Raw genomic sequence first — 20,687 nt, forward strand, 5'->3', positions numbered from 1 at the left:
CGAGCCATTTTCAATCTCCAAACATTAACCAAAAAACAAAGCGCGCTGAGAGTTCAGTGATTGGTGTGCTTTACGTTATACCAAATATGAAGCTATCTCTCACCAAAAACGATGATACACCCATCATTGCAGAATTATGCTCCCACGGTCACTTAGGCGCACATATAAACCTTAGAAGAATTGAAGATGGTTCAGTGGTAAGCGGTGCTAATATCAAAGGCTATGATGTTTCAGACAGAGATTCTTCTACCTTTCTTGATTGGCCTGATTTACTTCTTGAGTCGGGTGACATCGTTAAGATTGAAATTAATCCGTCAGATGATTCTACCCCACCGTCTTCAGTAACACACTCTTCAGATTATACTCAGTATCAGAACCTATCTATTGAAGACGCTAAGGTTATTCTAAACATGGTAAACGAGCACGTTAGATCGCTCAACGAAACTCTGGAAGCTATGCGACCTGTTCTTAGCACAGAAGACTTCAGAACATTCGCTCATTCAGTGGGTCACACACTCTCGACATACCACGAGAAGGTTGAGCGGCCGATATATCGCAATCACCCATCTCTAGCTCCAGACACGCTAAGAGACTACGCCCTATAAACTGCCTTTGTATAACAAGACGCTGCACCCAACCGCTCACCGCGGTTGAGTTCCACTAACATTTCTGATAATTCCTACTTTAAACCCACAGCACAGTTTCCTCGTTTGGTTCGCGGTTGGTGTGCTTTACGTTAGACTAAATTAATATGGTTCATTTTTATAACGAAGTCATAGAACGATTTCCAGAGGTCACAGATCAGGTTATGGAAGGTGATGAAAAGTCGCCCTACTCTATGGCTTCATATATTGCTTCTTGGATAGATTTCCTCCCTTCATCCTCAGTTTCACTGAAACTCTATAAACGAATATCATCTTTTGAGGAGTGGTGTAATGCCCAACCTGAAACTAACGATGCAGCTACGGACATAACCACGATACTGATGGTTGGACTCTACGAAAGCTTGGGTTCCTCAGGACAACGGAAGGACTGTTTTATCACATATTTGGCCAAAGAAATATGTGCACTCCAACAAAGACTATCTGAAACAGTGGCTTGGTAACGAAAACTATTTCAAGCTTCTCGGCGCATATAAATAAACTTGTCTAACAAGACGCTGCACCCAACCTCAGACCGCGTTTACGCTTTTCAAAATCTTCACTACACTCAAACTCTAAACTCACAAACAAAGCTTTCTGGCCATGTCTTCGGTTGGTGTGCTTTACGTTAGCTTAAATATGAACTCTCTCTGGTTACAGAAAGCTCACGATCTATTCGGAGATCGAGAAGAAGTATTCAAATATGTCGATTCTCCTTATGATATTTGGTCGAATCTAGTGACTATCTTCAGAGATGCCTATGAATATCCATTCAACGAGGCCGATATCAGAGCCGTTTATGAATATGCTGAATGGTTTGGCAAACAACCCAGAGGTAAGACCGCTGAAAACGACTTACTAACGATCGTTGCCGTGGCATTCTATGAATACATCCCAGAGATTCCTGGCGCTGTGAAAGATCTACAGCGTTGGTTCAAAGTGTCAGAGATAATTGAAATGCGTGAGATTTTTAGTTATCGAGAAGGTGACGCTGGCTATCAACAGATGTTATCTAGTTACCCAAAATCACAGGTTTCCAAAGCACAACGAAAATTGACTTACCTAGGTTCAAGTGTGAAGTGCAACACTAGCGTCCAAAAAAGAGTTCGTTAGGTGTGCGGTATCCGTGCCGTTTACGTGGCCGATTATTAAGCTTATTCGCGATCGCGTTGCACTTCGCTTGAGTCAGATCTTTCATACTAGTTCCTTTCGGTAAATACTGCCTGATTAGTCCATTTGTATTCTCGTTAGATCCTCTTTCCCAGGAGTGATATGGCTTCGCCAAAGTAGAACTTCACATCTAACTTTTCTTCTAATTTCTTATATCCGTGAAACTCACTTCCATTGTCTGAGGTGATAGTTTTAAAGCTATTCAGGTGCTTCTTTATGAACTCTTTAATCCTTTTATTTGTCACTCTCAACGTCTTATTTTCTAACTGACCAATCATCACACAGCCTGTTTTTCTATCCACTATTGTGGCTATCGATTCTTTCCCTGAGCCATGCACGGTATCGACGTCCCAGTGTCCTATTTCACTTCATTCATCAGCCTCTTTTGGACGTTCTTCAATTTTCCTCTTACCCGCTAAAACCCCTCTACTATCATACTTACCGTATCTTTTACGTCGTTTCTTCCGAGAGTGTCGTAGATGTTTATAGAGGTTTCCACCTCTCTTCTGACCCTCCAGAATATAGCGGTAGATGGTCTCATGACTAATCGTCATAACCCCCTCTTTCTTCAACCACCCAGACACTTGTTCGGGACTATAATCACGACACAACAAATCTCTGATCACCTTCCATTGCTCTGGCGTATACCGAGTCCCTCTTCGAGACCTCTTTCTACGCCCTCGATAATACGAGCAGGCATGGAAGGCTCGAACACCTATAACGATTGGTTCCTAGATCGGGTCTACATTCTTGGACCTATGCAACGACTCGCCGGCCGTTTCCTCATGAGTATGCAGGAATACCCACCAAGCCAGAAGCCTGGCTCCTTCAACCTGGAAGGCATTCAAAAGAAAATCGAATCCACTATGGGTGGACGCTAATCCAATCAAATTCTTACAAAGCCATCGCCTGTAGAGGCGGTGGCTTTTTTCTCTCTATTAGCCTCACAAACTAGAAAACACTCGAATTTCCTCCGTTTCCCTAATTCGGATACTCTCCTCTCTTTGAGCAATACTTGACCGCTCCTCTATCTCAGCGTAAAGAAACCACATCATGGCTGGATTTTTCAAGAAGATCATCAACAAGGTTCGCAATCGTGCTGAAATTGACTGGGAGGAGCTTGAGGCTGATCTCATCGGAGCTGATCTTGGTGCACGTCTCACTATGACAATTGTTGATGAGCTCCAAGACCTCGGCCGAAAAGTTTCAGGCGAAGATGTTGTCGACACAGCAAAGAAGCATATTGCTCAGATCCTTCCGAATGATCTTCCAGCACTGACACCACGCGAAGATGGTCTACCACATGTCATTCTAATGGTTGGGGTGAATGGGACTGGAAAAACGACTTCCACAGCGAAGCTAGCACAACGACTAAAGAATCAAGGCCACTCGGTAGTAGTCGCAGCTGCGGACACCTTCCGAGCTGCAGCCGTTGAGCAGCTGGAAGTATGGGCTCAGCGTGTTGGAATCCCACTAGTGAAAGGCGCTCCAAATGCTGATCCGTCTTCCGTTTGCTATAAGGCTCATCAAGAAGCCATCACTACCGGTGCACAATTCCTCATTCTTGACACCGCTGGTCGTCTCCACACTCGTCACAACTTAATGAACGAGCTGCAGAAAATCGAACGCACTATCGCGAAGCAAGATCCTAGTGCACCGCACACTAAAATGATTGTCGTGGACGCAACTACTGGCGGAAATGCCTTACAGCAAGCTAGAGAGTTCAATAAAACGATCGAGATCGACAGCCTTGTTGTCACAAAGTTGGATGGCTCAGGTAAAGGCGGCATCATTGTCTCAATCTACCAAGAACTTGGCATTGCTCCACGCTTCATAGGCATGGGGGAAGAGGCTCATCAGTTTAAGCCATTCAGAAAGCAAGAATTCGTGGAAGAAATCATGTAGTTCTGGCTCTCATAGCAGAAGCTCAACCACACACCATTCATGCAGTACCTTATCAACACCTGTCTTATCATATTTTTGATAGTCTGGTTCCTACTCGGCGCGTGGCTAATAGCCCGCTACAGTGTCTTATTCGGACCGCACAAGGACGACCCAGCAGAAAGCGCAGGTGCACGCTCGTTTGGTGTGGCTCACATTGTGGCAGTTTGGATCGGTGGGGCAGCCCTCGGTTTCTATTTCCTCCTGCGTTAAATAAGTCGCTATCGAGCTGATTTACTGTTTATTGCTTTTTGTGAATCTTAGGAAAGGGTCGATCCCCTTTCCTCATTAATTTTTAGCTCGCTTTTCTCGCTGCTCAGCAACCCAGGCTTGATCTTCTGACGATAACTTCTTGAGCGAAGTTTTCGATTTTTTGCCATCTGGAGTGATCAAATAAATTTCGCCATCTTTGAGTGCACTAGGCTTAGCAAACACTTTGCGGCCTCGTAGGTCATGCCAGACACGATACCCCTTGCGCTCATATTCTTCACGCCAGCGTCCATAATCTACCGTTGCATTTCTGTAGCCTGACTTGAGTCTCCCAAAATAGAATTCCCCCGTTCCTGACTTGTATCCCGTATATTTTCCGAAGCTTGTTCCACGCGGTGAGAGAATAATGACCACTGGAGCTCCCAGCACCTTGTAGCGTTTTTTTAGATCTCTCACATACTGGCGCTTTCTTTCTTTGAGATCTCGATCCTCTTCCATGACGAAGTTATCTACTCTCAAAAGGACTACATTCTCCTCTGCCCAATCCTTAAACTTGGCATGATCAAACACCTCATTCGCTAAAGCCTTAGATGCTCCTGGTTTAACCGGATTGGAATCTGTAAACCACATCAAAACAGGTTTACCCTCCTGCCGAGATTGACGCATCGCCTTGATGTAACTCACATGCCAAGAGTCTACACTTTTTGGCATATTCTCCCAAAGATCATCGAGATCCTCCATCGGAGCGTCGGGGTCTTCAGGAGCCCATATAATATCTTCCTCACTAGGTAGCGCAGCCATAGAAGCTGAAACCCTAGGTTTTAAACCAGAAAGTCCCTTGAGTGTCCCCTCTGACTCTTGGTCTTGCTCGTCCTCGCCGAGGGATTTCATTTTATTTTCAACTGACTTGGCTGAATTTGCGAGCATCCCACAACCAGTCATTAAAAATGGAAGGCTCAAGATCCAAGTAATCTTAAGAATTTTCTTCGGTACAGCCATTACTAATGGAATTAGCAAGTGCTGATATGACTGACAAGGCAGCATTTCCATACAAATAAGAATTGCTGGATTGCTTGGTTATGTTTATTGCCCACCAGCAATACCGAATACATACCCATGAGAAAACATATCCACCTTATCCTCATGCTATTTGCCCTACTCGGGTTTAGCACAGCTAGCCTACATGCTTCAGGCGATGTACCTGCCTACAAAGCGGGACAATACGGTCTCACAGAAGATCAGTACGCCGTATTCCCACTCCCTCTAGGAGCTTACAAAGATCCAGTAGGTGCAGACGGCAAGAAAGACCTCGGGGCCACACTCGCGTACCGCGCGAAACAGCAAAATGGATTTAACATCGTCGCTACTATCATTTTTGTCTGTGCTATCGTACACACATTCCTCGCAGGTATTTTCCTCAACATGGCGCATAAACATCAGCATGAGCACGAAAAACGTATTAAGGCTGAAGGCCGTACTGCTTGTGCTAAACCTCATGACGATGCCAAGGACGATGTTTCATTTAAGGCTCACCTCTACCACTTCCTCGGTGAAGTCGAGGCTATCTTTGGTATCTGGGTCGCAGCCCTAGTCATTGCCGTATACTACTTCTTCGGTATTCAAGAAGGTGGATTCCTTGGCATTGCTGACGGTTACAATCAGATCAAACTCTACTTCGCGAAAGACGTAAACTTCGTCGAACCAGTATTCGTGGTAATCATCATGGCTATTTCAGCAACACGTCCAGTCGTACGTCTCGCTGAGAAAATCATCGGTTCTATCGCTCGTTTATTTGGTGGTGGAGCAGCAGCTTGGTGGCTCTCAGTCATGACCATCGCTCCTATTCTTGGTTCATTCATCACTGAGCCTGCAGCAATGACCATCTCTGCGATGCTTCTCTCCAAGTGGTTCTACGACAAGAAACCTTCAGCAGGCTTCGCCTACGCGACTCTCGGCCTCCTCTTTGTGAATATTTCTGTCGGTGGTACACTCACCCATTTCGCCGCGCCACCAGTTCTAATGATCGCACAGAAGTGGAACTTCGGCCTTGGTTTCATGTTCCTCAACTTTGGTTTGAAAGCTATTCTTGGCATTATCATTGCCAACACGCTCTACTTCTTTGCCTTTAAGAAGCACTTCAAGGATCTTGCAGACGACAGTGCTGACGCGAATCGCCGCATCCTCTGGGCAGACCGTGAAGACCCTATCCCAGTCATGGTGACAGTCATGCACGTTGCCTTCCTCGGTTGGACGGTTCTTTCAGCTCACTATCCACCACTTTTCATCGCTGGTTTCATGTTCTTCATCGGCTTCACACAAGCGACTGGACACCACCAAAATGATGTAAATATGAAGTCTCCACTCTTGGTTGGTTTCTTCCTCTCCGGTCTAGTGATTCACGGTAAGTGCCAGGCTTGGTGGATCGCGCCACTTATCACTTCTATCGATAACAACTGCATCTTGATGATCGGTTCTACAGTACTCACAGCGTTCAACGACAACGCAGCGATCACTTACCTAGCATCTCAGGCTCCAGGCCTCAGTATTGGCGCTAAATACGCGATTGTAGCGGGTGCTGTTACTGGTGGTGGACTTACCGTGATTGCGAACGCTCCTAACCCAGCAGGTCAGTCCATTCTTGGAAAGTACTTCAAGGGCGGTGTCGCTCCGTTAAAACTTCTAGTCGCGGCGGTCATCCCGACAATCATCATGGGAGCCTGCTTCATGCTTATCACAACTGATGGGATGTCAAACGATCCGCTCAAGGACGCTGATCCTCACCACGACAACTCACACAGCAAACACGCTGATCATAAAGAAGTGCCAGCCCATGCACACGGTGCTGACACAGATCATACACATTAATAGCTAATCAAAAAATTCTCTAAAGCCCCGCATTGCGCGGGGCTTTTTTCGATCTATACTCAAAATTATGTTTACAGGACTCGTAGAAACAACTGGCACGATTGTAAAAATCGATGAACTCGGTGAGCAATCACGCTTCACTATTGCGATCCCTTTCGCAGATGAACTCGCTCTTGGCGACTCTGTAGCTACTAATGGCTGTTGCCTCACAGTAGCGGCATTGAGTGATGACGGTGTCCAGTTTGACTTGTTAGCACAAACACTTAAAGTCACATCACTAGGTGAGCTAGAAGTAGGCTCTGTAGTGAATCTAGAGCGAGCACTACGCCCTAGTGACCGACTAGGAGGTCACTTCGTACAAGGTCATGTAGACAGCACAGGAAACATTGTAGATCTTTCGCAACACGGGCAAGATCATCGATTTGAAGTTTCTCTTCCTTCGAGTATTCACAAGTATTGTATCCCAAAAGGCTCACTCGCTATTGACGGGATCTCTCTGACTATCGCTGAACTTACAGAGAACAGTGCGGTTTTTTGGATCACACCGCATACTTTTGAACACACCCACCTTAGAGATCGTGAAGTGACTAGCAAAGTGAATCTCGAAGCCGATCTCTTAGCTAAATACACAGAGAAATTGTTAGCTAAACGCTAGACAGAATAACCTCCTACCTTGACCACCCCTAACTTATTTATTTTCAGTACAACTACACATCTCTTGACAGTTGAGACTCACGAAACTAGACAGCACTCGTTCTCTATCTAATCTAATCTCTACTCTCGATGTCCCCCTCTCATCTCTATTTCTTTGATTACCCCCTAATCGATGCCAAAGCTATAGCAAACACAGCTCTACGCTTTCTCTATTATGGTTCTGCTCATGGGGCATTCGGGCGAAGCGCCACCAACTCTATTCCAAAAACTCGGAATTTAGATACATTTGACGCCTTCAAGATCACCCTTACCCATCTATCTAAAGATCCACTCTCTGACGATTTTGAATACAATCTCGTCTATTTCTCTAATACGATAGCAAAAGATCTCTGGCTTGTAAGTAATCGGTCTGAGCATCCCGAGCTCAGAAAAGTTACTAGACGAGTGCATCTAGGTAATCAGCAAAGTCTTAATGCCAAACGCTATAAGACTCCATTCTGGGTAAGATTTACTAGGCCAATTTACCTCTCCATTTTTGAGCAAAAAATTGGAGATGATAACTACGTCCCTCCGATCTTCTGTCAGGAATTTCATGCCAAGTACACAGGCTTCATCATGCGTACTAAAAAAGACTATCCTCTAGTTCGTACAATGTTCGATGCATACGGACTAGAAATAGGTACTAGGCACGAAGTACACGACCGCTTAGACGGTGACCTGCAAGTTATTTCCTATACTGGAAAACCCCTTTAGAACTCGCCGTCTATTTCCCACTGCGCTACTTGCTTAGCGAAATAAGTGAGGATCAGATCTGCACCTGCTCGCTTGATTGCGAAAAGACTTTCTAACACGATAGCCTTCTCGTCTAGCCAACCCGCATCCGCAGCGGACTTGATCATCAAGTACTCACCACTCACTTGGTACGCAGCTACAGGAAGTGAAGTAGTTTCACGGACTTTTGAAATAATATCAAGGTAAGCTCCTGCCGGTTTGACCATGACCATATCAGCCCCTTCTTCCTCATCTAAAATCACTTCTCTCACCGCTTCACGCACGTTGGCGTAATCCATTTGGTAGGTTTTTTTATCACCGGCCTTAGGAGCGGAGTCTAGAGCACCACGGAATGGACCGTAATACGCAGAAGCATACTTAGCTGAGTACGAAAGTATAGAGACATCCTGGTACCCAGCGTCATCGAGAGCTGTACGGAGAGCTTCTACACGACCATCCATCATGTCGCTGGGTGAAACGATATCAGCACCCGCATGAGCATGGCATATAGCCTGCTTACACAGCACTGCCACAGTCTCATCATTAATTATCTCTAACTCATCATTACGATTTGGTCTAACAATCCCATCATGGCCATCCGAGTTATAGGGATCTAGTGCCACATCTGTAATTACGCAGAGAGTCGGATGAGCCTGCTTCAGAGCCTGGATTGCACGTGGCACAAGACCATTAGGATTATAGCATTCATCCGCTGTGGAATTCTTCTTCTCCTCAGGCACTGCTGGAAAAATAACGACTGCGGGAACTCCCAGTGCATGTGCTTCTCCTGCCTCTTTTACCAATCCAGCTAAAGACCAACGCGTGCAGCCTGGCATTGACTCAATAGCAACATTCTCTTCGGCTTCATGCACAAAGAGCGGATAAATGAAATCTTTCGCACTGAGCGATGTCTCGCGAACGAGATTACGGATAGCTGGTGATTTTCGATTACGACGTGGTCTGTGGAGCATAGTGTTAGGTTTCTGTTAAAGTTTTTCTAAGCTGTAGTCACCTGAGCCATCTTTGACCAGCCAACCTAAATCTTTCAGCTTATCGCGGAGTTCATCAGACTTCGCCCATTCTTTGTTTGATCGTGCTTCCCAGCGTTCTACGGCAAGCGCCTGAATCTCCTCTGGAGCATCCTCTGCGACTTCTTCCATTACCTCTGGAAGTTCGATACCCAAAGCATTGAGCATAAAGTGCAATCCCTTCCACTGAGTCAATGGATCTGTATCATTCTCAGCTCTTCGTAGCGCACCGAATATAGCCCCTATCGCTCGTTGAGTGTTTAGGTCTTCATTCAGTCCAATCCAGGCTTCCTCAAATAGCCCTTTATCTTCAAGCCCAATGAGTTCTTCATAGCTTGGAGCAACATCCTGTCCGGCCAATTCAGCGAGTGAACGCTCAGCTTTGTGAAGTTTATCCAGCGCCTCACCTGCTGCGTGTAGACTATCTAGAGTAAAGTTAAGTTGCTTCCTATAGTGTGCCCCAATGAGCGCAAAGCGTACTGCATTTGCAGACGCACCTTTTTCGAGCAAGTCACCTAGTCGATAAAAATTACCAAGAGACTTAGACATTTTTTTACCTTCCACAAGTAAGTGGGTAATATGAAACCAATGCGCAGCGAAATCGCCACCACAGGAGCACTTACTCTGAGCTATTTCGTTTTCATGGTGAGGAAATACGAGATCTTCACCACCTGAGTGGAGATCAAAGCTTTCACCCAAGTACTCACGAATCATCGCGGAACACTCTAGATGCCAGCCTGGCCGACCTTCTCCCCACGGGCTACTCCAGTAATTCTCTCCATCATCCTCACGACGCGCTTTCCATAGAACAAAGTCAGCTACGCTGTCTTTCTCATATTCATCTGAATCATTAGCGCGCTGGCTCTGTGTGTGACCGAGGTCAAGATCGCGGTTTTCAAGGTGAGACAGAGCTCCATACTCAGGATAAGAGCTAATGCGGAAATACACCGACCCGTCTTCTGCTGAATAAGCGTGCCCTTTCTCAATCAACTCTTCGATCATCTGAACCTGCTGAGGGATATGCTCTACGGCACTTGGTTCGATGTGCGGCTCTAGACAGTTCAATGCTGCGCAGTCCACATGAAATTTCTCCGTCCAAAATGCAGTAAACTCACCAAGGGTCTTACCTGCAGCTTGTGAGTCACGGATCGTTTTATCATCCACGTCGGTCAAGTTACGCACGTGCTTAGTAGGAGTTCCTCCTAATTCTAGAGCCCGTCGAAATACGTCTTGGACAACAAAGGTTCGGAAATTACCAATGTGTGCCGGACCGTAAACCGTAGGTCCACAGCAATAAAAGCCAAAGCTCTCTCCATTAATCGGCGATAGATCCTGTATTTCTCGAGCAAGCGTGTCAAAGAGGCGCATGTCCACCCAATAGCTACTCCGCTCTCCATTGGAAAGTCTTTTGCATGCATTCTTTTACACTCACGCTCCCAATCTCATCACTCGCTGGCTTTCACTAAATTAATTTCCTGACAACATTGGGTCTCTTAAATGGCGGTCACATTTCTAAGCTGAAGCTAGAATTCTATAAAACCAATGCCACCGTTTTCGATGATACGTGGACAAGCTAAGTGAAATATGTAGTATCACCCTCTACTGTCGTTATTTTTCACTTACTATTATCACCTTATGACATCTCTCATCCTAGCATCTAACAGACTACCAATACAATTATGTGCAGATGGAACAGTAGAGAAAACGACTGGAGGCCTAGCTTCGGCACTGGAAGGCGCAGGTCTCGGAGAGAGCTACACGTGGGTGGGTTGGGGCGGCCCATGTCCCAGTGAGGGTATAAAAACCGATGAATTCCAAGATCAAATGCGAGAGCTCGGCGTAGAGCCAGTTCTACTATGTGAAGAAGAAATTTCGGGATACTACGAAGGATACTCAAACTCAACCCTGTGGCCACTCGTTCACTATATGACTGAGCGGGCACGATTCGAGCCAGAGTGGATACAGTACTACCGGCAAGTGAACCATAAGTTTGCCTCGACCATCTCAAAGATTGCAGAGCAAGGTGCCACAGTCTGGATCCACGATTACCACCTCATGCTTATCCCTAAGATTTTGAGGGAAAACAGACCCGACCTTAAAATAGGATTTTTTCTACACACGCCCTTCCCCTCGAGTGAAGTATTCCGCGCACTTCCTGAGAGAGATGAATTACTAGAAGGTCTCCTAGGCTCAGACCTTATCGGCTTTCATACATTCAGCTACCTCAGGCATTTCATTTCATCGTTGATCCGCATACTAGCTCTAGAAGTCGATATCGAAGGTTTATGGTACAAAAATCGCCACATTCAACTAGGCGTTCATCCTATTGGTCATAATCACATTGGATTTAAAAAAGCTGCTGAATCAGATACTTTTCATATGACTTATTTGAGTCACAGAGATCACCTCGATGAAGGTAAACTGATCCTCAGTGTGGAACGTCTTGATTACACGAAAGGTCTACCTCAAAAGCTTAAAGCGATTCGTCGTTTTTTAGAAAGCCATCCAGAGCAATCAAGCAAAGTCAACTTTGTCCTCATCGCTGTACCGTCAAGAAGAGGTGTAGAAGAATACGAAAACCTAACAGAGAAAGTTCAATGTGAGGTAAGCTCGATCAATGGAGAGTTTGGCGAAGTGGGTCACGCTCCCGTACAATTTCTTCACCGTAGCTTTAAGCTCGAAGAAATTGCAGCCCTTTACGCTCTAGCGGATGTTTGCATGGTCACCCCTACTCTCGATGGGATGAACCTAGTTGCTAAAGAATTTATCGATTGTAAGCGCGAAAGCCACCGCGCTAGAGCGGGAGTTCTCATCTTAAGTGAATTTGCAGGTGCTGCTCAAGAAATGTCACACGCCCTCTTAGTAAACCCACACGACACAGTGACTGTTGCTGAGACGATTCAAACAGCATTAACCATGAGCTCGAAGGAAAAATGGGAACGAGTCCGTGCTATGCAAAAACGACTCGATCTCAATCATGCTGGAGCATGGGCTCAAAGATTTCTCACCGATCTCGAGAAATCATCAACCGATCAATGTTGTTGCTCTAGCGATAACCCCATACAGGTCATAGGAGTACAGATTCGACAACAGATCGACCTAGGGAAAAAAATCGCCTTATTTCTCGACTACGATGGCACCTTGCGACCGTTTACTAATACACCTGAGGCAGCCATTCCAGATGCCAAACTAAAGCAACTATTAAGCGATCTTGGTGAGCATCCCCAAATTGAACTCGCCGTAGTCAGTGGCAGACCACGTAGTTTCTTAGACCAACATCTTGGGCACCTCCCTATCCACCTCGTAGCTGAACATGGATTTTACTGGAAACTCTTAGACATGGATGGATGGGAACAGCTCAATGAACATGTCGATACAAACTGGAAAGACATCATTCGCCCACGTTTATTAGCAGCAACAGCTCTTACACCTGGATCAGAAATTGAAGAAAAACATTCATCTATAGTGTGGCACTACCGCCAGGCAGATCCCGAGTTTGCGCTGTGGCGTGCAAAAGGTTTACTTTCAGAGCTCACATCAACCACAGCATCTCTCCCCGTCTCAGTCCATCATGGTCAAAAGATCATTGAAGTCGCTAGCCAACAAGTAAGTAAAGGTGTCGCGGTAGAACGTATGCTACAGCTTTGGCACCCGAGGTTAGCAATCACCGCTGGTGATGATGTAACTGACGAAAGCATGTTCGCTTGCCCAACATTTCAGAACTCTATTCTCCATTCACTTAAAATTGGTTCAGGAGATACTAGAGCTAGCCATCGCACCTCCATAGAGGGATTACGGAATTTACTAGAGTCTCTTGTTGGTAAGAGGCATACTGCCGAACACTAATTTAATTTAAATACCCCATGTCTAACAACGACGCTAACTATAACCATGGTATTATAGGAAATGGAAGAACATGTGCGATCATTGACAATGATTCCTCTATTGTATTCTCCTGTATGCCCGACTTTGACTCAGGCACTATCTTTGCCTCAATTCTCGATAAAGAGAAAGGTGGGAAGTTCAGAATAAAGACACCAAATGGTCAGGTAACTAAACAGGAATACCAGAAAAACACAGGTATCCTGGTCACCACATTTGAAGGACCTACAGGTAGTTTTGAGCTTGTTGACTTCATGCCACGCTACACTTGGGATGGTCGAGCCGGAGCTAGAGAGGACGTATCCAGTGATATTATACGCGTACTTCGTCCCCTTTCAGGAACACCTGAAGTCATTGTAGAATATGATCCACAATTGGATTACGCAAAATTTGAGACCCTCTCACACATATTTGATGAAGGTCGAATTAAGAGTACAACCACAGGGATTGAAAATGGAAAAACAATCTACGAATCATGTTACCTCTACTCAGATATTTGCTCTGAATGTATTTTGGAGCAAAAAGCATTCACCCTAGATAAGCAGCGTTTCCTTCTCTTGAGCTACCATGACAAAGTCATCCCACCTGATACTGAACGTGTAGAACTCAAGCTCCAGCGTACACGCTCCTACTGGCTCCTATGGGCGGCTAGAACCCACCGTTGTGAGTGCTATGCTGAAGAAATCATCCGCAGTGCTATTACTCTAAAAATGCTACAGTTCGCCCCTACTGGTGCAGTGCTAGCAGCCGCGACTACCTCCCTTCCGGAAACCGTGGGTGAAGTTCGAAATTGGGACTACCGATTTTGCTGGATTCGTGACGGCTCCATGACGGTAGATATCCTCCATCGTATTGGTCACCCAGCAATGGCAGAAAGCTTTATCGATTGGGTAATGCGTACGGTTCCTACAAAAGACGATGCATTACAGATCATGTACGGAATCAGAGGTGAACGCGACCTCACTGAAGAAACTCTTCATCACCTGAGTGGCTATCAAAACTCAGCTCCTGTTAGGGTTGGTAATGCGGCATACCATCAACAACAACATGACATTTATGGAATCTTGATGGATCTCATTTATAAGGATCTCAGACAGAAAAAAATAGCAGACCGTCACCCAGCTCCAGAAGCATTGGACCGAATTTGGACACGGGTACGCTCCATTATTAAAACTGTTGAAGAATACTGGCAATCCCCAGACCGAGGAATATGGGAAATACGTGGTGAAGAAAGACACTTTGTGTTTTCAAAAGTTCTCTGCTGGGTCGCTGTCGATAGAGCTATTAAAATAGCCAAAATCATCAAAAAACAGAGTTGGGCAGATAAACATAAACCTCTACGTGATGCCATTCACCATGATGTTTGCACGAAGGGTTGGAACGAAGAAAAACAAGCCTTCACCCAAGCATACGGTAGTAGTGACCTGGACTCAGCGAATTTACTCATGGCTGATTATGGCTTCCTCTCACCGACTGATACACGCTTCATATCTACAGTCGAACAAAGTGAAAAGGAACTCTGCCGTGACGGGCTCATGTACCGCTACCGCAATCAAGATGACTTCGGCGAACCCACTAGCGCATTCACAGTCTGTTCATTCTGGATGGTGAAAGCCTTGGCTCGTTCAGGAAAAAGAAAAGAAGCCACTGAGCGTTTTCATACTCTATTATCCTATGCTAATTCGAAAGGACTGTATGGTGAGGACCTCGACTTTGTGACTAAAAGACATTTAGGGAACTTCCCTCAGGCGTACAGTCATCTAGCACTGATTGATTGTGCTCTAGAGCTTGCTGAAGACTGCGAAGACTACCTCCTAGAAGAGTGAGAGCGTTAGATTAAGGCATCCGCTCTCGAGAGAAACGAAAGACACGTTCTCCATCTTTGTAGAGGTCGAGACGGTCACGACCATAAATCTCTAAGAAGTCAGGGTCTTGTTCTAGAGCTCTGTATTCACGGAGCTGTTGGTCGTATCGCGCATTAACCGCAGCCTCACTTACCTGGATAAGAGCTAACTCATCTTCAGAAGATTGCAGCTTCCTAAACTCAGGGAGGCACTTCGCGATTACTCCACCACAAGCAATAATGAGTAGTGAATAAAAGGCTACCACATTGAGACGCTGCAAGAATCGAGTACGCGCCAACATCCTACTGTCTGCGTAGGGTCGTTTGCTTGTTCTCAATGTTTGTCGGCTTCGCATCCTTGGGGAATATTTGAGTCTGTATGCGACTATGTTAGAACTATCTCTAACTTAAAACAGAATTCCTCATGACCCTTTCAGATCATGAGGAAAAACTTGTTTCTAAGTGTTCTTAACAGAAACGTTTAGAGAGTGCCAGCATAGATTGCACTAGCTCCAAGCTTTTCTTCGATACGAAGAAGCTGGTTATATTTTGCAATTCTATCTGAGCGGCTCATAGAACCAGTTTTGATTTGACCAGCGTTCGTCGCAACAGCGATGTCAGCAATAGTGTTATCTTCTGTTTCGCCTGAACGGTGAGAGATTACGGAATTATATCCGTTGATTTTACCGAGCTCGATGGCATCAAAAGTCTCAGTGAGTGTACCGATTTGGTTTACCTTAATGAGAATGGAGTTTGCAACTCCGAGGTCGATCCCCTTCTGAAGAAACTCAACGTTAGTAACGAAAAGATCGTCTCCAACAAGTTGAATCTTGTCGCCAACTTTGTCTGTGAGTGCTTTCCAGCCATCCCAGTCATTCTCATCACAACCATCTTCGATGGAGTCGATTGGATACTTCTCACAGAGCTCAGCAAGGAATGCAGCTTGCTCTTCAGAAGAAAGCTTCTGGCCACCTTCACCTTCGAACTTGGCATAATTATATACACCGTCTTCGAAGAATTCAGAAGCAGCACAATCAAGCGCGAATGTGATATCTTCACCAAGCTTATAACCAGCATTTTCAACTGCTTTAGAAACAGTATCAAGCGCATCATAAGTACCATCAAAGGTTGGAGCAAATCCACCTTCATCACCAACTGCAGTACTGAGACCACGGTCGTGTAGCACTTTCTTTAGGCTATGGAAAATTTCAGCACCCATGCGGATAGCTTCCTTAAATGTAGGAGCTCCCACTGGACGGATCATGAATTCCTGGAATGCAATAGGAGCATCAGAATGTGAGCCACCATTGACGATGTTCATCATTGGTACAGGAAGTACCTTTGCGTTAGGTCCACCTAAATATTTGAAAAGAGGTAGATCGCATGAAGCTGCAGCGGCATGTGCTACTGCAAGAGAAACACCGAGGATGGCATTCGCTCCGAGGCTGGTCTTGTTCTTAGTCCCGTCAAGCTCGAGCATAGTGCGATCGATGAGTGCTTGGTCGGTAGCATCTAGGCCGATGAGCTCAGGAGCGATTTTTTCATTTACGTTTGCTACTGCATTAGCAACACCTTTACCGAGATAGCGATCCTTGTCGCCATCACGTAGTTCGCACGCTTCGTGCTCACCAGTGGATGCGCCGCTTGGTACTGCTGCACGGCCGAATGAACCGTCTGCGAGAGTAACGTCAACTTCTACAGTTGGGTTACCACGTGAGTCAATGATTTCGCGTCCGCGAATATCTTCAATTGCTGTGAATTCCATTTTGTTAGTTTGATTTGAGCTCGTGTGTGGTGAAGAGCTCATAGTTGGTTTCTTGAGTGTTAATCTCAAGAAAGGAACACACGCTATGTGCTCCTATTAATTATTATCCTTTGTTATATGCGTCGATCGATGTGACCGCCATTTCAACACCTTGAACCTTTACAGAATCTCCGACTTTAAGTCCGAGCATACTGTTACCGAGTTCTGAAAGGTAGGAGATGACATTGTTATCAGGATCAGAGTCCCAAGCACCAAGTACTGTGTAGACTGCTGACTCACCGTTATCATCTTTGAAAGCAATTACCGTACCGATTTTGACCTCATCTGTAACAACATTGCTGAAATCTGTTCCTTGAACCGTAGATAGAGCAATTTCTGTATCAGCTTGGCGGCGCATAAGTACCTTTTGGTAATCTTTAGACATGTGGTATTCGGCGTTCTCACGCAAATCACCATAGGAACGAGCGATTTTAATATCTTCGCGATTCTGAGGGATTTGGTTAGTAATGAGATCTTCAAGATCTTCCTTACGCTTGGTAATACTATCCCATGAAGAAATGACTCCATCAGTTTTCCTCTCAGCTCCATCGCTATTCACTAGCTCTTGAGTCTGCGGGCTAGCTTTGATCACGCGAGCCATTAGTGACTTACGGTCAAGTTCAGGGAAAATCTGGGACTGGTGAAGTTTACGGGCGAAGTTACGTATTTCATTGCTGTCTGCTCCCTCAATAAGGTCAGGAATCAATCCACGATCTTCCATGAAGTAGGACTGGAGACGGCTGCTCTTACGAGGGCCATCATCCATCACGTCACGCTCGAGTAGGCTAAGAATGGCGTTACCAACCTCAACATCGAAAACTGGCTCGGCAGATTTCTTACGCTCACGGCAGACCCAGAGAAGTGAGTCAGCACCGAGAGTTCTTCCACAAATATGTTTTCTCAGAAACTCAAAGAGGTCTGAGCTCTGCTCTTGCTCAACAAGAAGCTTAGCAATCTCAGCTAGACCACGAGGCCCAACTTTATCAAAAATAGCGAGAAGCTCCTTCACCCATTCATCACCAAAAGCTGCTGGGTAGGCTTCGAAGACCATACGCTGGCGTGCTGCAGGAAGTGAACCAAGCTCTTCACCGATCTTAGTACCCTCATTCGCAATAACATCAGAAACACGGAGAGCAGATGCATCTAACTCAATAACGCTAGAAGCAGCCATGAGTTCGTCACGTCCGACGAGAAGATCGAGAGCCTGACCTAAGTGAAGCTTCATGCCTTTACGAACGGATTCGTCAATGCTCTGGTTGATCGCTTCTTGTGCTTCAGCATTATCTTTAAAATGTTTAAAGTCTTTAATGATAGCTTCTAGTGCACGCGCCTTAGCTTTAAAGTCACGAGCTACTTCGAAATCTTGGAGCAGTGAGTCTGCTGCAGAAACATTCTCGTCACGAAGTACGAGCGGCTCAGTACGCTTGGTAGGAACCACAGCTGCACGGCTTTCACGGAGTAGCTTTTTCGCGCCATCCCACCACTTCTTGTAGTTTTCTTCAGGTACAACAGAACCGATAAGTTCACGCTCTAACTGGTCGATCTTCATCGTCCCACCGTTAGATTTCAGAGTTCTGCGAACTAGCTCAACAGGGTTAGAACTAGCAAGCTCACGAAGTTCGTCCATTGCTTCTAACTTCTGCGCACGGAAATGCTCAGGATCAAGATTCTCAGTTTTAGAAATTGCGAGCTGGAGACCCATTGTCGCATTTTCATTCTTTTCAAAATTGATGGTGATCTTACCACCGCGGATATCCCATTCAAGGACCTTGCCGGCTCCCCAGCTTTTGTGGAGACAATAACTGCCAGGGGCGAGTTGTGATAATCGTGTTCCGACTTCTTGCGAAATCCGACCAGCTTCAACGAGTGGTACTACCTCAGAATGCATATCGATGATATTGTTCACCCTATGAACAAAAGGCAACCTTATACCTTAAAAATTTTTGATTAATTCGTCCATACTATTTTTGGTTTAACCCTTATGTTACTTTAAAATGCAAAGTACCTTTCTGCATAAATTCGAGCCCCGATTGAGTGTATCAATACCCCCAGAAGGAACCTAACAACCACCCAAATAACATACCACGGCTGGAAACAGCCAACACTTTACAAACCGCTAAACGAAAACACCCTTGCTCCATCGAGAAACAAGGGTGAAGAAATATTAGGGATGATCCGAGATGAGAGTTATTTAACTCCCAGAACGATGTTCCCACTTGGTTTCAGAGAGGTCTTTTAGCTTTCGCTTAAGGCGCGCTTTTGTGGTTGAGCTGATCCTATCTGTGAAAAGAATACCATTCAAGTGGTCTACCTCATGTTGAATTGCTCGTGAGCAAAGTCCGTCAGTCTCAATAACCAACTCAGATCCATCTAGCTGTGGGAGAGTAGCCTTTACTATCGCCTTTCGCTTCACTTTTGCGCGAATCTCTTGGATGGAAAGACACCCTTCCGTATCCGTTTCCTGAGGGCCTGAGAACTCGAGTTCTGGGTTGATGAAAATGAGAGGCATGTAGTCTTCCATCTTGGCGTCTTCACCATTCACCTTGAAAAAACTCACACACTCAGGGTCGTGAGAAGTATCAACAATCGCCAAGCGAAGGTCAGCACCTACCTGAGGAGCAGCTAGACCGACACCTTCAGCATCGTTCATTGTCTCAATCATATCCTGCACAAATTTTTCAAGCTCTCCGTCGACATTTTCGACTGGCTTACATTTTTTACGGAGGACGGGTTCGCCGAATTGGACAATATCTAAAATCATGAGTCTGTAGTTTGCTTGGAGTCGCGTACGCGGGTGGGCAAGTTAGCCTCAAATCCAGCTTGGGTCAATGCCTCTGAGATCATAATCATCTGTTCAAGTCGAACTTGTTTATCCATTTCGAGTTCTAGTTTACGATTCTCTTCTTTGATCGTTTTCAGATAATCGACTAACATCTTTTCATGCACCTGCACGCTATCCAATGTGATAAGGCCATCTTTATCAATGGCCAGTACAGTACGCACATCCATTACTTGCTTCGTCGGCACCTCACCAACCACTGGCATTTCGATATCCAGAATCGTACGCTTCTGCTTTGGTTGCATCGTTACGATGAAAAAGATCAATAAGATCACCAAGATATCAATCAGAGAGACGATCGGTATCGCGGGGATAGGTTTTCTTGGTCGGTAAAACTGCATAACTGGGCTCCTTTCTTACTGGTTTATGCAACCTTATCTTGTCTTTCAGTCACAGCATTGACGAGATCATCACATGTCACTTCGAGTTGGGATGCATAGGTCTCGATCTTGCGGTTGAAAAAGCTATGGCCGATCACTGCTGGCACAGCCACTGCCAAACCAGCGATCGTCGTAGAAAGTGCCTCAGCCACACCCGCTGCCATGATGTTCATTTTGACATCTTGCAAAGAACTTAAACCATCAAACACAGTGGTAATACCGCTGGCTGTTCCGAGCAGACCAAGTAGTGGCGAAACCACGATCACTACATCGAGCACTTGAATGCCACCCTGGAGCTTTACTATCTCTTGATGCGCCTTCGCCTGTAGAGCATCGCGAATCTTTTGGTCACCACTCTCGCGGCGATTCATCACCGTTTGAGTTAAGCGCGCTAAAACAGACTCTCCCTTGCTCGCTTCCAGCGCTAATTGCTCCACGGCTGTATCATTTGGATTCTGAATATAGTGCCCTACTACCTTCTGCATGTCATTCGGTAGAACATTCTTTTGAGCGAGACTGAGTGCTTTGAAAACTATGACAGCCAGTGTGAGCAAGGAACAAAATGTCAGAGCGTACATAATGATGCCACCTTTGTCATAAAATTCAGCAATCTTGGCGACGCCATAGGACTCTTCTGTTGCGAGGATTGTTAGATACAT

At 45.6% G+C, this 20,687-nt stretch carries 18 protein-coding genes and 2 pseudogenes; 10 read left to right on the forward strand and 10 right to left on the reverse strand.

What is annotated here, in order from left to right:
* On the forward strand, positions 1–605 hold a 605-nt coding region (locus ACSHX2_RS11735), incomplete at its 5' end, for a hypothetical protein (protein WP_435693140.1).
* Positions 606–1,280: 675 nt separating this feature from the next.
* On the forward strand, positions 1,281–1,754 hold the full coding sequence (locus ACSHX2_RS11740; protein WP_435693141.1) for a hypothetical protein: 474 nt from the start codon (positions 1,281–1,283) through the stop codon (positions 1,752–1,754).
* Positions 1,755–1,888: 134 nt separating this feature from the next.
* On the opposite strand, the pseudogene ACSHX2_RS11745 reads toward ACSHX2_RS11740, so the two are convergent.
* Positions 1,889–2,536: pseudogene (locus ACSHX2_RS11745) on the reverse strand (IS30 family transposase).
* Between ACSHX2_RS11745 and ACSHX2_RS11750 the strand changes: the two are divergent.
* The 3 genes and pseudogenes from ACSHX2_RS11750 to ACSHX2_RS11760 all read left to right on the forward strand — a co-directional run.
* Positions 2,519–2,692: pseudogene (locus tag ACSHX2_RS11750) on the forward strand (arylsulfatase); the annotation flags it as partial. The pseudogenes ACSHX2_RS11745 and ACSHX2_RS11750 sit on opposite strands and share 18 nt — an antisense overlap.
* A 172-nt stretch (positions 2,693–2,864) precedes the next feature.
* Positions 2,865–3,716 carry a signal recognition particle-docking protein FtsY gene (gene ftsY, locus ACSHX2_RS11755; RefSeq protein ID WP_435693142.1) on the forward strand — a complete coding sequence of 284 codons (852 nt, stop codon included), beginning with the start codon at positions 2,865–2,867 and terminating at the stop codon, positions 3,714–3,716.
* 39 nt (positions 3,717–3,755) lie between these two features.
* Positions 3,756–3,965 carry a hypothetical protein gene (locus ACSHX2_RS11760; RefSeq protein ID WP_435693143.1) on the forward strand — a complete coding sequence of 70 codons (210 nt, stop codon included), beginning with the start codon at positions 3,756–3,758 and terminating at the stop codon, positions 3,963–3,965.
* 75 nt (positions 3,966–4,040) lie between these two features.
* On the opposite strand, the gene ACSHX2_RS11765 is transcribed toward ACSHX2_RS11760, so the two are convergent.
* Positions 4,041–4,961: a thioredoxin family protein gene (locus tag ACSHX2_RS11765; protein ID WP_435693144.1), complete on the reverse strand. Its 921-nt coding sequence runs from the start codon at positions 4,959–4,961 to the stop codon at positions 4,041–4,043.
* Positions 4,962–5,078: 117 nt separating this feature from the next.
* Between ACSHX2_RS11765 and ACSHX2_RS11770 the strand changes: the two genes are divergently transcribed.
* The 3 genes from ACSHX2_RS11770 (at position 5,079) to ACSHX2_RS11780 (ending at position 8,234) form a co-directional block, all read left to right on the forward strand.
* Positions 5,079–6,827, forward strand: a complete 1,749-nt coding sequence (locus ACSHX2_RS11770; protein ID WP_435693145.1) for a putative Na+/H+ antiporter — start codon at positions 5,079–5,081, stop codon at positions 6,825–6,827.
* Positions 6,828–6,894: 67 nt separating this feature from the next.
* Complete coding sequence (locus ACSHX2_RS11775) at positions 6,895–7,482, forward strand: riboflavin synthase (RefSeq protein WP_435693146.1); 588 nt, start codon at positions 6,895–6,897, stop codon at positions 7,480–7,482.
* Positions 7,483–7,610: 128 nt separating this feature from the next.
* Positions 7,611–8,234: a hypothetical protein gene (locus ACSHX2_RS11780; protein ID WP_435693147.1), complete on the forward strand. Its 624-nt coding sequence runs from the start codon at positions 7,611–7,613 to the stop codon at positions 8,232–8,234.
* On the opposite strand, the gene hemB is transcribed toward ACSHX2_RS11780, so the two are convergent.
* Positions 8,231–9,223: a porphobilinogen synthase gene (gene hemB / locus ACSHX2_RS11785; protein ID WP_435693148.1), complete on the reverse strand. Its 993-nt coding sequence runs from the start codon at positions 9,221–9,223 to the stop codon at positions 8,231–8,233. The two genes, ACSHX2_RS11780 and hemB, sit on opposite strands and share 4 nt — an antisense overlap.
* A 15-nt stretch (positions 9,224–9,238) precedes the next feature.
* The gene (gene cysS / locus ACSHX2_RS11790) at positions 9,239–10,648 is read right to left on the reverse strand and encodes a cysteine--tRNA ligase (RefSeq protein ID WP_435693149.1); all 1,410 of its coding nucleotides are present in this window, start codon (positions 10,646–10,648) and stop codon (positions 9,239–9,241) included.
* A gap of 267 nt (positions 10,649–10,915) precedes the next feature.
* Here cysS and ACSHX2_RS11795 point away from each other — a divergent pair, with 267 nt between their 5' ends.
* A complete protein-coding gene (locus ACSHX2_RS11795) occupies positions 10,916–13,126 on the forward strand; it encodes a bifunctional alpha,alpha-trehalose-phosphate synthase (UDP-forming)/trehalose-phosphatase (protein WP_435693150.1) in 2,211 nt (736 codons plus the stop codon).
* Positions 13,127–13,143: 17 nt separating this feature from the next.
* Positions 13,144–14,988, forward strand: a complete 1,845-nt coding sequence (locus tag ACSHX2_RS11800; RefSeq protein WP_435693151.1) for a glycoside hydrolase family 15 protein — start codon at positions 13,144–13,146, stop codon at positions 14,986–14,988.
* A gap of 10 nt (positions 14,989–14,998) precedes the next feature.
* Here ACSHX2_RS11800 and ACSHX2_RS11805 read toward each other — a convergent pair whose 3' ends face one another.
* From ACSHX2_RS11805 to ACSHX2_RS11830, 6 genes are all read right to left on the reverse strand, one after another.
* Positions 14,999–15,307: a septum formation initiator family protein gene (locus tag ACSHX2_RS11805; RefSeq protein ID WP_435693152.1), complete on the reverse strand. Its 309-nt coding sequence runs from the start codon at positions 15,305–15,307 to the stop codon at positions 14,999–15,001.
* 179 nt (positions 15,308–15,486) lie between these two features.
* Positions 15,487–16,770, reverse strand: coding sequence for a phosphopyruvate hydratase (gene eno, locus ACSHX2_RS11810; RefSeq protein ID WP_435693153.1), 1,284 nt, complete (start codon positions 16,768–16,770; stop codon positions 15,487–15,489).
* A 103-nt stretch (positions 16,771–16,873) separates the two neighbouring features.
* The gene (locus ACSHX2_RS11815) at positions 16,874–18,697 is read right to left on the reverse strand and encodes a GreA/GreB family elongation factor (RefSeq protein ID WP_435693154.1); all 1,824 of its coding nucleotides are present in this window, start codon (positions 18,695–18,697) and stop codon (positions 16,874–16,876) included.
* 303 nt (positions 18,698–19,000) lie between these two features.
* The gene (gene def, locus ACSHX2_RS11820; RefSeq protein ID WP_435693155.1) at positions 19,001–19,570 is read right to left on the reverse strand and encodes a peptide deformylase; all 570 of its coding nucleotides are present in this window, start codon (positions 19,568–19,570) and stop codon (positions 19,001–19,003) included.
* On the reverse strand, positions 19,567–19,989 hold the full coding sequence (locus ACSHX2_RS11825) for an ExbD/TolR family protein (RefSeq protein ID WP_435693156.1): 423 nt from the start codon (positions 19,987–19,989) through the stop codon (positions 19,567–19,569). Before ACSHX2_RS11825 ends, def begins: the two co-directional genes overlap by 4 nt.
* A 23-nt stretch (positions 19,990–20,012) precedes the next feature.
* Entirely contained in the window at positions 20,013–20,687 is a 675-nt protein-coding gene (locus tag ACSHX2_RS11830; RefSeq protein ID WP_435693157.1) for a MotA/TolQ/ExbB proton channel family protein, read from the reverse strand.

The sequence above is a fragment of the Rubritalea sp. genome (assembly GCF_051252225.1).
Lineage (GTDB): Bacteria > Verrucomicrobiota > Verrucomicrobiia > Verrucomicrobiales > Akkermansiaceae > Rubritalea.

What these genes read in the sequence shown, in the direction of transcription:
- ACSHX2_RS11765 (WP_435693144.1), bottom strand. Translation starts at nt 4,961, where the DNA reads ATGGCTGTACCGAAGAAAATTCTTAAGATTACTTGGATCTTGAGCCTT.
- def (WP_435693155.1), bottom strand. Translation starts at nt 19,570, where the DNA reads ATGATTTTAGATATTGTCCAATTCGGCGAACCCGTCCTCCGTAAAAAA.
- ACSHX2_RS11805 (WP_435693152.1), bottom strand. Translation starts at nt 15,307, where the DNA reads ATGTTGGCGCGTACTCGATTCTTGCAGCGTCTCAATGTGGTAGCCTTT.
- ACSHX2_RS11780 (WP_435693147.1), top strand. Translation starts at nt 7,611, where the DNA reads ATGTCCCCCTCTCATCTCTATTTCTTTGATTACCCCCTAATCGATGCC.
- hemB (WP_435693148.1), bottom strand. Translation starts at nt 9,223, where the DNA reads ATGCTCCACAGACCACGTCGTAATCGAAAATCACCAGCTATCCGTAAT.
- ACSHX2_RS11825 (WP_435693156.1), bottom strand. Translation starts at nt 19,989, where the DNA reads ATGCAGTTTTACCGACCAAGAAAACCTATCCCCGCGATACCGATCGTC.
- ACSHX2_RS11815 (WP_435693154.1), bottom strand. Translation starts at nt 18,697, where the DNA reads ATGCATTCTGAGGTAGTACCACTCGTTGAAGCTGGTCGGATTTCGCAA.
- ACSHX2_RS11775 (WP_435693146.1), top strand. Translation starts at nt 6,895, where the DNA reads ATGTTTACAGGACTCGTAGAAACAACTGGCACGATTGTAAAAATCGAT.
- ACSHX2_RS11740 (WP_435693141.1), top strand. Translation starts at nt 1,281, where the DNA reads ATGAACTCTCTCTGGTTACAGAAAGCTCACGATCTATTCGGAGATCGA.
- eno (WP_435693153.1), bottom strand. Translation starts at nt 16,770, where the DNA reads ATGGAATTCACAGCAATTGAAGATATTCGCGGACGCGAAATCATTGAC.
- cysS (WP_435693149.1), bottom strand. Translation starts at nt 10,648, where the DNA reads ATGCGCCTCTTTGACACGCTTGCTCGAGAAATACAGGATCTATCGCCG.
- ACSHX2_RS11830 (WP_435693157.1), bottom strand. Translation starts at nt 20,687, where the DNA reads ATGTATCTAACAATCCTCGCAACAGAAGAGTCCTATGGCGTCGCCAAG.
- ACSHX2_RS11760 (WP_435693143.1), top strand. Translation starts at nt 3,756, where the DNA reads ATGCAGTACCTTATCAACACCTGTCTTATCATATTTTTGATAGTCTGG.
- ftsY (WP_435693142.1), top strand. Translation starts at nt 2,865, where the DNA reads ATGGCTGGATTTTTCAAGAAGATCATCAACAAGGTTCGCAATCGTGCT.
- ACSHX2_RS11800 (WP_435693151.1), top strand. Translation starts at nt 13,144, where the DNA reads ATGTCTAACAACGACGCTAACTATAACCATGGTATTATAGGAAATGGA.
- ACSHX2_RS11770 (WP_435693145.1), top strand. Translation starts at nt 5,079, where the DNA reads ATGAGAAAACATATCCACCTTATCCTCATGCTATTTGCCCTACTCGGG.
- ACSHX2_RS11795 (WP_435693150.1), top strand. Translation starts at nt 10,916, where the DNA reads ATGACATCTCTCATCCTAGCATCTAACAGACTACCAATACAATTATGT.